This is a genomic window from Ketobacter sp. MCCC 1A13808, assembly GCF_009746715.1.
Taxonomy (GTDB): domain Bacteria; phylum Pseudomonadota; class Gammaproteobacteria; order Pseudomonadales; family Ketobacteraceae; genus Ketobacter.
The window spans coordinates 59396-72850 of sequence record NZ_VRKW01000007.1; the positions used below are offsets into that span (position 1 = coordinate 59396).

At 51.1% G+C, this 13455-nt stretch carries 13 protein-coding genes; 4 read left to right on the top strand and 9 right to left on the bottom strand.

Features of this window, described 5'->3' with window-relative positions; all coding sequences use genetic code 11:
- The first annotated feature begins 29 nt into the window (after positions 1 to 29).
- The 3 genes from FT643_RS13840 to FT643_RS13850 all read left to right on the top strand — a co-directional run bounded on the left by FT643_RS13840 (position 30) and on the right by FT643_RS13850 (position 4560).
- Positions 30 to 647: an LON peptidase substrate-binding domain-containing protein gene (locus tag FT643_RS13840; RefSeq protein WP_198043536.1), complete on the top strand. Its 618-nt coding sequence runs from the start codon at positions 30 to 32 to the stop codon at positions 645 to 647.
- Positions 648 to 774: 127 nt separating this feature from the next.
- Positions 775 to 1530: a hypothetical protein gene (locus FT643_RS13845; RefSeq protein ID WP_156872005.1), complete on the top strand. Its 756-nt coding sequence runs from the start codon at positions 775 to 777 to the stop codon at positions 1528 to 1530.
- 390 nt (positions 1531 to 1920) lie between these two features.
- Positions 1921 to 4560, top strand: a complete 2640-nt coding sequence (locus FT643_RS13850) for an outer membrane protein assembly factor BamB family protein (protein WP_156872006.1) — start codon at positions 1921 to 1923, stop codon at positions 4558 to 4560.
- Positions 4561 to 4639: 79 nt separating this feature from the next.
- Here FT643_RS13850 and pqqC read toward each other — a convergent pair whose 3' ends face one another.
- The 6 genes from pqqC to FT643_RS13880 all read right to left on the bottom strand — a co-directional run bounded on the left by pqqC (position 4640) and on the right by FT643_RS13880 (position 9387).
- Entirely contained in the window at positions 4640 to 5371 is a 732-nt protein-coding gene (pqqC, locus tag FT643_RS13855) for a pyrroloquinoline-quinone synthase PqqC (RefSeq protein ID WP_156872007.1), read from the bottom strand.
- Between the two features lie 36 nt (positions 5372 to 5407).
- Positions 5408 to 6583: a pyrroloquinoline quinone biosynthesis protein PqqE gene (gene pqqE, locus FT643_RS13860; RefSeq protein WP_156872008.1), complete on the bottom strand. Its 1176-nt coding sequence runs from the start codon at positions 6581 to 6583 to the stop codon at positions 5408 to 5410.
- Entirely contained in the window at positions 6573 to 6881 is a 309-nt protein-coding gene (gene pqqD / locus FT643_RS13865; protein WP_156872009.1) for a pyrroloquinoline quinone biosynthesis peptide chaperone PqqD, read from the bottom strand. Before pqqD ends, pqqE begins: the two co-directional genes overlap by 11 nt.
- Positions 6882 to 6883: 2 nt before the next feature.
- Positions 6884 to 7801: a pyrroloquinoline quinone biosynthesis protein PqqB gene (gene pqqB, locus FT643_RS13870; protein WP_156872010.1), complete on the bottom strand. Its 918-nt coding sequence runs from the start codon at positions 7799 to 7801 to the stop codon at positions 6884 to 6886.
- Positions 7802 to 7939: 138 nt separating this feature from the next.
- Positions 7940 to 8065: a pyrroloquinoline quinone precursor peptide PqqA gene (gene pqqA, locus FT643_RS24060; RefSeq protein ID WP_198043537.1), complete on the bottom strand. Its 126-nt coding sequence runs from the start codon at positions 8063 to 8065 to the stop codon at positions 7940 to 7942.
- 80 nt (positions 8066 to 8145) lie between these two features.
- Complete coding sequence (locus FT643_RS13880; RefSeq protein WP_198043538.1) at positions 8146 to 9387, bottom strand: DEAD/DEAH box helicase; 1242 nt, start codon at positions 9385 to 9387, stop codon at positions 8146 to 8148.
- Between the two features lie 167 nt (positions 9388 to 9554).
- Between FT643_RS13880 and FT643_RS13885 the strand changes: the two genes are divergently transcribed.
- Positions 9555 to 10256, top strand: coding sequence for a response regulator transcription factor (locus tag FT643_RS13885; protein WP_156872011.1), 702 nt, complete (start codon positions 9555 to 9557; stop codon positions 10254 to 10256).
- A gap of 1 nt (position 10257) precedes the next feature.
- Here the strand turns inward: FT643_RS13885 and FT643_RS13890 are convergent, their stop codons facing one another.
- From FT643_RS13890 to FT643_RS13900, 3 genes are read right to left on the bottom strand one after another with little or no spacing between them, the layout of a single operon-like run.
- Positions 10258 to 11577 carry a sensor histidine kinase gene (locus tag FT643_RS13890; protein ID WP_156872012.1) on the bottom strand — a complete coding sequence of 440 codons (1320 nt, stop codon included), beginning with the start codon at positions 11575 to 11577 and terminating at the stop codon, positions 10258 to 10260.
- A gap of 37 nt (positions 11578 to 11614) precedes the next feature.
- Positions 11615 to 12643, bottom strand: coding sequence for an SAM-dependent methyltransferase (locus tag FT643_RS13895; RefSeq protein ID WP_156872013.1), 1029 nt, complete (start codon positions 12641 to 12643; stop codon positions 11615 to 11617).
- A gap of 12 nt (positions 12644 to 12655) precedes the next feature.
- Entirely contained in the window at positions 12656 to 13453 is a 798-nt protein-coding gene (locus FT643_RS13900; protein ID WP_156872014.1) for a DUF1295 domain-containing protein, read from the bottom strand.
- Positions 13454 to 13455: the final 2 nt, after the last annotated feature.

Sequence of the window (13455 nt, forward strand, 5' to 3'; positions counted from 1 at the left end):
CTTATGCCGATTCGAAGAAGGAGTATCGAATGCAAAGTTCCGAGCTAACGCCTATTTTTCCTCTGAACACCCCTATTTTCCCCGGCTGCAAAATGCACCTTCAGATTTTTGAACAACGCTATCTGGATATGGTGTCTCGCTGTATGCGCCAGGGCAGCGGGTTTATCGTGGCGTTACTTTGCCCCGGCTCGGAACAACAGGAAGTCAACCGGCCCGGGCAGGCTGCCGACGACAACGTCCCCTTCTATTTAGTGGGAACCTATGTTGTCATTACTGATTTCGGCCAACTGGGCAACGGATTGCTGTCGATCACCATCGAAGGGCAAACACGCCAACAGCTGGAACAAATCCGGCTGCAGGACAACGGGCTATGGATAGGCACATCACATGTCATTTCCGATGAAGGTGAACTCTCAGCAGATCCGCCGCAACCATTCCGCGAGCTACTAAAAGAATTACTGGAATTGAGCGGCATGAATAAATTAATCACCGACCCGCACAAGCTTGATTCCCAGCAACTCATGAACTATTTGATCATGCTGCTGCCACTGGCATCGTCTACGAAGCAATCACTCCTCACTACGAATAACCTGAAACAACGGTGCGACGATTTACTCGACTGTCTGGAACATATGGCTCAAAAATAATCCGTTTGTTTGCCGCTTATCGACATCCGGTTAAAATTTCGTTACCAGAATTTCTCCAGAAGCTGGACTCGAAGCAGTATAATACCGGCCAATTTTAATCCGGTATGGAATGCCTCAGGAGTAGACCATGATAAAACAAAACATTTTGAAATTTACCGTCGCTAGTACCCTTATGTGCAGTGCCTCTGCGTTTGCCTATCAATACGAAGTGGGCGGCGATTTTGGCAGAGTAGACAGCCCGAACGACGATGACACCATTTTTTCTCTAAGCGGCACCGTGTATATGGAAAATGTGGCAGACCAGGATGGTCCACGCAAAGCCTACCCATTTTTGGCAAAATCGTCGTACGCCAGTTTCGATTATTCGGACAATGGAGACGACGATGAAGACATGACCGTCAGTGGTCGTTATCTGTTTGATCCGGTTAAAGGGTACTTTATAGACGGATCATTGGTTGCCGGTAACGTTGATATATTAACCGTCCTGGGCGGTATGTATCTTACCGATACCTCGACTGTTGAAGGCGGACTGATCCGTTACACGACTGGAGGTGACGACGAATTCCTATTGCATGCCGCCTATGAAAATCTATATTCGCTGGGTACTAACGGCAATATTATGGGCACCGCCTCGCTCACATTGGGGGACATCCGGATTATTGACCTGAGCGCGATGTACTTTATAAATTACGATCTCGGATTGGGGCTGGGGTTTGCCGATACCAGCGTTGATGACAACTCCAGTCAAGACAGCCAGGATCTCACGCTCCAGGTCAGCTATTTTCCCCAACCCAATCTTGAACTGTACGGTTCATACGAAAATTCAGACTATGACGGCGGCGATCTGGATACCTTTTTGTTTGGTGCAAATTTCCGTCTCTGATGCTTAGGTCGTTCCATTCATAAAAATTTAACCGGTATCGGTCATTGGTTTGTATTCTTCACACAAATCAATGACCGATCACCTCATTTAATATTCGCACCTTTTAATGCACTGAAAACGACAAAGCGCCACCGGATTTGTCCACTTCAACCTGCTTTCGCACCTCACGAAACACGTTATATTTTTCTCTTATTAGCCTCGAAAATTTCACTGGTTTAAGACTCTGTGATCGACCCCTCAAATACAAAACTAAAATTATTTTTGCGTTTTACTGCACACCCAACTTTCTATAATGCGCTTGGAAGACTCTATTAAATATTATTGTATTTTTAATTTGCACCACGTTTTAGCACCCAAAAATCTGTAATCCATTCTACCGACAGGAGAGCGATGATGGATAATCGCCAAAGATCACTCCGGCATGCGGGGATGCTGGTGATCGCGCTAGGTTCACTTACCCTGAGCAACACCCTTCACGCCAAAGAATTAATTTTTGAAGACAAACTCGATTCCCTGCAGCAGTTCACTGACTCCGGAAGCCTTTCGGTCGGAAGCAATGGCGTTCGATTACGAGGCGGATTTTGGGGCAGCAGTGATGGCGCCATAACCTCTCACCCGATTCAGATCGAGGGCTATCAAAATCTGGAGATTTCCTTCCAGCATTTCACCAACCGATTGGACAACGATGAATCCGGCATGGCCGCTTATTCAGTAGATGGATCTGAGTTGGTGACACTTTCATCTACTAATTCTGCAAACGGAAACGCGACTTTTGCGTTGAACGGTATACCGCAAAATGCACAAACCCTGACGCTTCATTTTTCTGTCGATACCAGCAGTTTCTTTGAAAGTTATCGGGTTCAGAATATCAAACTGAAAGGCGAACGGCCTGATCCTACTGATCCTACCGATCCTGGTGAGGGACCTGATGTTACTGCAGGTCAACAACAGTATCTGTTCCAATGTGCCAGCTGCCATGGTGAAACGGCTGAAGGTGATCCAATTGGCGTCCCCTTAAACGTGCCCCTGAATAAAGCGGCCGCGATTACTGCTACCCATAACACAATGCCGCCAATCGACCCCTCCGCCTGTGATCTCGATTGTGCGACTGAAATTGTGGAATACCTGGCGCTAACTTATTGGGGTGATACCGACCCGGAAGAACCGACCGATCCAGTGGACCCGGAGCCAACAGGACCGATTCTGGGCGAAGGCACGCCGGACGCTGGCCGCTGTACTGACAGTGTCGATTTGTCTGCTCCCATTCTATCCAATAGCCTGGGCTTTGATCTGGAAAACACCCGCAACGCGGTATCGGCCATTAACTCTTCTAATGTCGATCAGCTCGAATTCAAATTTGCACACGTTGCCCCGAACACGGAATCCAAACGTGGTGCACCAGCAGTAACAGAGCAAGCCGTGTTCGTGATCGGAAGCAACAGCCTACATGCCGTCAATCGCACCACAGGTTGTGAATATTGGCAGTACGAAAGTGAGTTCGAACTGCGGACTTCATCCGTTCTCTATGAACCCAGTATCGGCATGGTGTTTGTCGGAGATCGAGACGGCAGTGTCCATGCAGTGGACGCAAAATCCGGTCAATTACGCTGGAAGGATTTCGCCGGTATCGACGACAGCGAACCGAGCCAGGCACGCCAGATGTTAACCGGCGGTATGCTGTTCCATGACGGCAAATTGATTGTACCTGTTAGCAGTATCGAGGTATTCACACCGATCGTTGAACCGTGCTGTGATAATCACGGTATGGTACGTGCCTACGACGCCCTTACCGGCATGGATCTATGGCAATACCATACCACCGAAGCAGCGATGATCTATGGCGATTTCCAAGGCCCGAGCGGGGCACCGGTCTGGTCGACTCCGACCATTGATGTCGCACGCAACTCGGTTTATTTCGGCACTGGCCAGAACTATTCTGAACCCGCTACGATGACCTCGGACGCGATCATCGCAGTGGATCTGGACACGGGCAAAGAAAAATGGATATTCCAGGCCCGGACGGGAGACGTTTGGACGCTCTTCAATGACGACTCGTTAACCGGGCTGGATTTTGACTTCGGTGCTTCACCGATTCTGGTGCAGGATGGACGCACACTCATAGCCGGTGACAAAAGCGGCACCGTCTACTCCCTGAATCCGGAAAGCGGTGCATTAAACTGGAAACGTCAACTCGGCGTGGGCAGCAAGCTGGGCGGTGTTCACTGGAATATGGCAGCGGATGCGAGTCGAGTTTACGTGGGGATTGCTGATAAAGCCCCAGCGTTGATTGATCCGGACATCGCCATGCCGGATGAAGAACGACCCGGGGTATTTGCATTGGACCTGAACACCGGTGACATCCTTTGGGAACAACACCCTACCCATATGTACCAGGGCGAAGAATTCAACTCCTCTTTCTCCGCGTCTGTCGCCGTGACCAATGATGTTGTTTTCGCAGGCTCACTGGATGGTGTAATGCACGCATTTAAGTCCAGTGACGGCACACCCTTGTGGACGTTCGACACAGACACCCGTGTGCAGGGCATCAACGGCATCCTGGGCAGCGGCGGCACCATCGACTCAGTCGGGCCAGTGATCGGCGGCAGTAATCTGTTGATCAACTCAGGCTACAACGTGTTTGGCGGTGAAACCCAATACCAGGGCGGCCCCGGAAACGCGACCTTCGTACTCGGTTTGCCTGAATCAAGCGAGCCCACAGACCCGGAAGAACCTACAGACCCGGTCGACCCGACAGAGCCCACCGAGCCGGAAGAACCCACAGACCCGGTTGACCCGACAGAGCCCACCGAGCCGGATTTCACAGTCGGCGCCGAGCTATATGAGCAGCAGTGCTCGGGATGTCATGGTGACCAGGCACAGGGCGGCACCTTTCCCGCACTGGATCAGGCGACGGACTTCGAAGGCTTCGTAGGGGAAACCACTGACACGATGCCACCACGCAATCCAGGCTCCTGCGATACGCAATGCGCAACGGCTATCGCGGAGTATCTGAGAGCCACTTACTGGTAGCCTTTGATCAGCAACAAAAAAGGCAGGCTGAGAAACCAGTCTGCCTTTTTTGTCTTTAGATGAGGTTTTGATTCGCGTTTCAGTGCGATACGTCTAAAGGGCAACTGTGAAAAGGGGGCTGCTGATGTACATAGGCCATGTGCATCGCGTCCAGCATGCTCCAAAGTACATCCAGTTTGAATTGCAGAATAGAAAGCGCATGATTTTGCGCTTCGCGGGTCTCAAAATAATCCAAGGTGATACGGAGACCGTGCTCCACATCCCGGCGTGCCTGAGACAAACGGGATTGGAAATACTGATAGCCCTGCGGCTCAATCCAGCGGTAATGCTGCGGCCAGTTATCCAATCGGCTGCGGTGAATTTCCGGTGCAAACAACTCCGTCAACGAAGAGCAAGCGGCCTCCTGCCAGCTGGCACGGCGAGCAAAGTTAACATAGGCATCGCAGGCAAAGCGAACGCCGGGCAATACACGTTGCTGGGAAACGATGTCTTCACGGGACATTCCAACCGCTTCGCCCAATCGTAACCAGGCTTCGATACCACCCTCTTCTCCGTCGGCACCATCGTGATCCAGGATGCGCTGAACCCACTCTCTGCGCACGTCCCGGTCAGTACAATTCGCCAGTATTGCCGCATCCTTTAGGGGAATATTAACCTGATAGTAATAACGATTGGCAACCCAGCCTTGAATCTCCTGCTGCGTACACAACCCCTGATTCATCCGCACTTGAAACGGATGGTAAATATGGTACAGGCGACCTTTTGCTCTCAAGGCCTGTTCGAACTGCTGCTTGGTTAAAGGCGTGTTCATAAGAAATAGGCTCTGCTAATGACGGACTTTTTAAGTTTATTCGGGGCAATCTGCCAAGGCTTTCCCATTGCGGCTGTTGCGCCAGACGATTTTATCGACGGCATCGGAATGCGGCCGTGAAGACGCCAGTGTTGACAGGGACTCCTTTTCCGTGGCTTGTACCAGGAAATCGGTAATCAAATGGTGCTGCGGCGATAATTCACACACGGGATCGGCGGCGTGCACATCCCCGGTCAGCAAGAACGCCTGACAACGACAACCTCCCAGATCCGCCTCTTTTTCCGGACAGCTCTTGCACGGCTCCTGCATCCATTGCGTACCGCGGAATTGATTAAAAGCCGCCGAATCATGCCAAATGCTTTGCAGGGACGCCTGCTTTACATTGGGAATGGCTAAACCGGGTATCACCCTGGCGCTCTGACAGGGTAAAACGTCTCCATCAGGTGCTACCGTCATAAACGTGGTGGCCCAACCATTGCAGCATTTTTTCGGACGGGTTTCATAATAATCAGGGGCGACAAAAAACACGTCCATCGCCGGATGCTGCTTACGAAAGTCATTGGTTTGCTCTTCTGCCTTTTGAAGCTGTTCACGAGTAGGCAACAGTTGCTGCCGGTTCTGCAAAGCCCAGCCGTAATATTGCGTATTCGCCAGCTCGACAAATTGGGCACCCAAGGAAGCAGCCAGTCGCAAAAAATCAGGAACCTGATGCAGGTTATGGCGATGTAAAACAAAGTTCAGACCCAGGGCGATCTGACGCTCGATCACACTCCGGGTCATCGCCAGCTTGTGATCAAAACTATCAGTACCGCCAAAACGGTGATTGGTTTCGCGATCGCTACCCTGAAAGCTAATCTGGATATGATCCAGACCGAGCCGTTTAAACTGATCCAGCTTCTCCGTGGTTAGACCAACGGCGGAGGTAATCAGATTACAGAAATATCCAAGCGATTTCGCCGCCGCCAAAATTTCTGGCAGATCCTGGCGCAACAACGGCTCGCCACCGGATAAGCCCAATTGCACTGCACCTAACTTTCGTGCCTGCTGCAAAACATCAATCCATTGCGCCGTATTCAGCTCGTGCTTACGGCTACGATAAAAATCCGTTGGATTCGAACAGTAGGGGCATTGCAATGGGCAGGCGTAAGTCAGCTCCGCCAACAACCACAGCGGGATCGGACGGGCGCTGTTAAAAAATGATTCAGCCGGCATCAACCAGCCAGCCTTGCTGCAGCGCATCCGCGACGAACTCTTCTACATCCTGCGCTATTACATCCGCCGGTGCATCTGCAAATGCAGCACATAACCGGGTCACCAAGGCCGAAAGAGTGACCGGCTCCAGACAACGTTGTAAAATTTCTGTAGCGGTTGCACTGAGGCGCACCATGCCCTCCGGATACAGCAACACGTGGCATTGCTGGGCTTCTTCCCACTGCAGACGATAATGACTATTCACATGAAAAGCACGGTGAAGCGTTGGTTGATCGGGCGCGCTCGATTCGTTATCCATGATCAATTCAACTCTATGCGCATACCGTCGTAAGCCACTTCCACGCCCTCTGCCTGTACCTGCATTCGTTGCGGGGAATTTTCGTCGAGTATGGGGTTGGTGTTATTGATGTGAATCAGAATTTTGCGGGGCTTGGACATGGAACCTAACAAATTCAACATACCCTGCGGTCCGGATTGCGGCAAATGGCCCATGTCCGCGGCCTTGCGATCACCCAGCCCCGCCACCGCCATCTCATCTTCCTGCCAGAATGTTCCGTCCACCAACAAACAATCCGCCGCCGCCATGCATTCCAGGGTTAACGACGTCATTTGACCGAGGCCCGGTGCATAAAACAACGTTTTGCCGCTACGCTCATCGGTCACCAAAATACCGATGTTATCGCCGACATGCGGATCCTGGCGATGCGGGCTGTAAGGCGGCGCCTTGCCGGAAACAGGAATCGCAGTAAAACGGAGATGTTCTATCCCCCCGATGGCAAAGGATTCCCCATCCAAAGGAATATCAAATCGGTTGATTCCCCCATTCCAGTGCTTGAGCATATTAAACAACGGAAAACCGGTCGTAAGATCCTCATACACCATATCCGTACAATAGACTTCATGAGGACAACCTTCCCGCAGCATCAGTAAACCGGTGGTATGATCGATCTGACTGTCCATAAACACAATGGCTTTAATGGCGGTATCACGCAATTGCCGCGCGGGTTGCAAATCGGGGTTGGCAGCAAGTTGTGTCAGAATGTCCGGTGAGGTATTGAATAACACCCACGCCACACCATCTGCACTGACCGCAATGGAAGACTGGGTTCTGGGCAGCGCATTCAGCGTACCCTTGCGTACGCCACGGCAGTTCGGGCAATTACAATTCCACTGCGGAAACCCGCCACCGGCAGCAGAACCTAAAATTCGGATATACATCGGAAAACAACATTAGACGTCAGAAGAAAAATAACGGATAAAACCAAAAGCAGCTAACACCCACGGCGCCGCTGCTAAAAGTGAAAATCCGGAAGGACAGGCTCGGACTGAGTTAAATCAGGTTAGCGAACCAAGTATTCAACGGACTGAGAAATACATCGTGATTTCAAAGCCGAGACGAACGTTCTGATAAGTTGGTTTGGTCCACATAGCAAATTCCTTTTGTATTGTAGGTTGTCTGTGTTTACTGAAGACAAACTTCATTCAGGGTTGAACAGAAAAATACCATACTACACCCCTATAGACTGTAATCAAGCTCACAATTAGCCTGAGTAAGCACTGATTTATCCCTTTTTGGCTTTCTTTTTCACGGCACCCGTTTTTATTTTCTTCTTTTTCTTTTTGGTGCCTGCAGCCTTACCTGAATTCTTGAGCTTTTTAGGCCCGGTATACTGGGCTTTCAGGCCCTGCACGACACGACGCCTCAAAGTTATGCCCAAATAACGTTGGATACTGGCCATTTTATTCCACTCCAAATCAGAGATCAGGGAAACCGCCTTCCCTTCCTGGCCTGCCCGTCCCGTTCTGCCCACCCGGTGTGCATGATCATCACCGGTACGAGCTACAGAATAATTAATAACCAGCCCAACCCCCTCTATATCCAGGCCTCTTGCTGCCAGGTCCGTCGCCACCAGTACCTGAATTCGTTGTTGCCTGAATTCGGTCATGACTTTTTTGCGCAAGCTTTGATTCAGCTCACCGTGTATATAGCTGACCTTGAGTTTTTTATATCGCAGAAAGCTACTGAGCTGTTCGCACTGCAAACGACTGGAGCAGAATACAAACACCTTATCCGCTTGCTCCTCTTCGATCAGGGCAAACGTGAGCGCTTCTTTGTGCTTGCGATCGTCCGACAACACCAACTGCTGTACTATGTGACTATGGTCTGCTTTTTGAGAGCCCACTTCGATGGAAACCGGATCAACAAACTGCGCCCGGATAGGACTCATACTCTCGTGATCCAAGGTCGCAGAGAACAGCAGGTTCTGGCGTTTTGCTCGACATTGCGATGAAATGACTTTGAGGTCTTCCGCAAACCCCATTTGCAGCATCCGGTCCGCCTCATCCAGCAACAAAAATTCAATGCTGCCCAGATCCATCGACTCCGACTCAATGTGCTCTACCAGCCTGCCCGGCGTAGCGATAAGTACTTCCGGATTTTTTCCCAGCGTACTGAGCTGCTTTTTGAAAGACTCACCACCGATGATCAGGGCGGCTTTGATCTCGGTGAATTCAGCCAGCTTCTGCAAGTGATCCAGGGTTTGCAATGCCAGCTCACGGGTCGGTAGCAAAATCAGCGCCCGGCTAACCTTATAAGGAGAGCGTATGTTCATCAGGCGATGTAACAACGGCAACAGAAAAGCCGCAGTCTTACCACTGCCAGTCGGCGCAGACACCATAACGTCGCTGCCCTCCAGGATGGCGGGGATGGCCAGGGATTGCACCTCGGTGGCGCTGTTGAAACCCAGATTCTCGGTCGCTTTTAGTAGTGCTGGTTCGAGGGGCAAATCGAGTAGCGATAACACGGGCAGAGACTTCCTGAACGAAAAATGAATGGCCCGCATAGTAACAGAAATCAAGCGACTTCAGGGGAAGAAATGTTCATGCTACAGTAGTATGAAACAATAATAGCACTCTGGATAAGAGGGCATTAATTGCAACTCCGCACTTTATATTCATTTGGGAATACGGCATGCCTGCAGAAGACTTTGTCGCCACCATCCTGTTAGTTGAAGACCACAAACCCCTGGCCGAAACGGTTATCCTGTATTTGGAAAATGCTGGCTATACATTGGATTATTCTGCCGACGGTCTATCCGCTCTGCATCTGGCAACCACCAATCAATACGACGCCATCGTGCTGGATATACTGCTTCCTGGTATCAATGGCTTTGAAATCTGCCACAAACTGCGCGCTGAAGCCCTGATCAGCACACCGATCCTGATGCTGACTGCCCGCGATCAGTTAGAGGACAAGTTGCGTGGTTTTCAAAATGGTGCGGACGATTACCTGGTCAAGCCGTTCGATCTGCCGGAGCTGGATGTCCGCCTGCAAGCCCTGATCCGGCGTCAAAGGGGTGAATTGGAACAGCAGACCCTGCAAGTGGGCGATCTGATCCTGAATCCCCGTAGCATGACGGCCACCAGACAAGGGCGGGACCTGCCACTGAAACCGACCGGGTTCAGGATTTTGAAAATACTCATGCGCGAAAGCCCTGCCATGGTGAAGCGGGAAGCACTGGAAAGAGAGCTCTGGGGCGACATGATCCCGGACAGTGACGCCCTTAGGAGCCATATATATCAGCTTAGGAAAGCCATCGACAAACCGTTTGCGCAGCCCATGATTCAAACTTACCCCGGTGTGGGTGTAAAACTGGTAACCCCTGCAACTTGATTTACAACATGCGGGCTCGGGGGAAATAAACCGTTATAGCGCTGCCCTTACCCGGCTCGCTGGCGATCTCCAGCTGCCAGCCGAACCGTTGGCACAACCGGTCCACAATAGACAGTCCCAAACCGTGTCCCTTGCCATCATTGGCACTACGATAAAACGGCTGCAATACTTTCTTTTGCATCTCGGAATTCATTCCCGGCCCTTCGTCCTGCACGGTCACTGACTCCGCGCCGATGCGAATCGTGACGGCTGCTCCGGCGCCATGAACCAGCGCGTTCTTAAGCAGATTGGTGAACAGGATATTGAGCACTTTATCCGGAGCAAGAACTTCGAATCGAGACTCATTGACAACATCAATAGCGGTACTGCGTGTCTCCTGCACGCCTTCGCTGACAGATGCGACGACACCGGTCACCAGGGTGGCGATCAGATCATTGATCACGATGTTGACCTTATCCAGCTTGCCATCGTCTTCCCGTGCCAACATCAACAGCGTTTCCGACAGACTCACCATATCATCAATGGTTTGCCGCATGCGCATCACGACCGTTGCGCCTTTTTCTGTAAACGTTTCCATTTGATCCAACACATCCAGCGACCCCTTCAGCACCGCTAACGGAGTGCGCAATTCATGAGACGCATCGCGAGTAAAGGTTCGCTCGCGTTCAACAAAGGATTGCAAACGAAAGGTAAAGTGTTCGATGGCGGTCGCCAAACTGTCGATATCCGCATCCACCTCGTGAAAAGGCTTGAGTGCCTGATCAAGATGTTGACTGTCGGTGACATTGGCCGCCTCAACCACCTTCGCCAGTTTCACCACGGGAGAAATAACACGTTGCGATTGACGAAAAGTAAACCAGGACGCAGAGTAAATCAGGATCAGCACCAACGTTAACGGTGCGACGCCGAAAAATATCGCAAGCTTAGAGACCTGTTCTTCCTTGAACAGTAAATACAGACGCTCCCCGTTTCGTTCTGTGACCAATACCAAAGGCGACTTTCCATCAATTTGCTGCCGCCCATAGCCCGGAGGTAAAGGCTGAAGTGCTGCGGGTAAGCTACCAAGCTTGTCCAGGTGCGCTTTATAACCGCGCATATTTTTAGTATTGGGCAACGGGTATTCGCCATACGCCTGTTCGAGTTGAAAATAATGTTCGGCTTCACTGGTCAAGGCTTCTTTTACCAACACATTTTCCGCAATTTTGTAGGCAGCGAATACCCCCAACGCAGTAGCGACACTCACTAACGTTGCCTGCATCGCAAACACACGAATCAGGCGCGATTGAATGCCTTTTCTTTTTTTCGGTAATGAGTAAGCCATGTTTATTTCGCTGCTTGGTCTGAGAATGGTCGCCCGCTTAAGGGAGTTTGGCAAAAAGGTAGTGGAAAACTAACCATTCCTTACCGTAGCGATAACCGAATAATTCTTCGCACGACATAAAAAACATGCGCCAACGCTGAATCCAGATATCGGCTTGGCCCTGGCCATAAGAATCACAAAACAGATCATAGACCGCGGCTCTGTTACGATCCAGGTTATCCAGCCAGGCCCGGGCTGTTTTCTGATAATGATACCCCGGCACAGACCATTGATTGATTAAACCGAGGTGATCCTGAAACTGAGGTAATGTATCTGCCGAAGGCATCTGGCCACCGGTAAAAAAATACTTTCCCATCCAGTTCTTATCACCCTCTGTTTCAAAAGGATAGAGCAATTCCTGGTGTCCAAAAATATGCACAAACAGCAATCCGTCATCCGCCAGCCACTGACTGATATGCTGCATCAGTTTTTGATAATTACGTACGTGCTCAAACATTTCAACAGAGACAACCCGGTCAAAGGTTTGGTCCAGCTGCAGATCATTGACGTCGGAGGTTATTACGTTGACGTTGGCTAATTTGAGCCGATGCGCTTGCCCGACGATATATTCACGCTGACTGCTGGAATTGGAAACCGCGACGATTTGGGAACGGGGAAACCGTTGTGCCATCCACAAGGTTAGCGAACCCCAGCCACAACCAAGTTCGAGAATGTGCTGTCCATCCCTTAGCTGTGCCCGCTCGGCGTACTTTTGCAGCATCGCCTGCTCTGCTTCTCCCAGTGTACGGACACCCTCATCCCACCAACAACTGCTGTATTTTAAATGCGGCCCCAACACCAATTGATAAAACCCGGAAGGCACTTCATAGTGCTGCTCATTGGCCGCATCCGTTTCAGTGGCAATGGGACTTTCACGTAGCGATTGCAAATAATCACGATAGGTCTGCCCTTGGCTCCGGGTCATACGCAGGGTTTCATCCCGTAAACGCTCCTCACAAAGCCGCCGGATGCCGAAGCGGATAAGCGCATCGGGCATCCACCCTTTTTCTGCCAAATTAATGATCATCTATTACGCCTCCTAACGACGTGTACCGGTCGCACCCGGTTTCGGTTTCCAGGGAAAAAACATCGGTGTTGTATGCTGATAGGCACGGTAATCCTCGCCCCGTGACCGTAGCGCCTGCTTTTCTGTAAACGGAATGCCGGTGACGAAATACAAAAATACAAACATCATGAGGGGGGCCAGCCATAGCCATGCCCCTCCGGCGGTCGCTATTCCCAGTAACGGGTAAACAAACCAATGGCACCACTCAAAAAAATAATTGGGATGACGGCTGTAATACCAAAACCCGGCCCGACAGGTTTTTACGCGGTTTGCCGGCTCCGCTTTGAACTTCTGTAGTTGGTGGTCCGCCAAAGATTCACCCACCCACGCCACCGCGGCGACCAGGAGCGCCAGCAAAGCCCATCCCGCGCCGGGCCAATCACCCTGAGCCAATAACCAGGCCGGCAAGGTGAACAACCACACCCAACTTGCCTGGGTTAAATAAAATGCAAAAAATACCAGCGATGCACGCGGCCCCGCCCATTGACGCAGATACCCGTAACGTCCGTCCTCTTGAGGAGCCTCGGCTACGCGGCGCGCCAGATGCCAGCCGAGACGGCCAAACCAAACGACATAGATGACGCCAGTCAGCCACCTCAGCGCTTCATCACCATTGCCGACAATAACGTAGATCAGTGCTACAGCGGCCACGCCGAACGCCCATATCACATCGACCCAGGCAGCATTCTTCCGCTGTTCCTGATGCCACCAGCCGACGATAAAAACCGCGATCAAGAGCAGTGCGGTTAACTTGAGCACGTGCATATCCATAG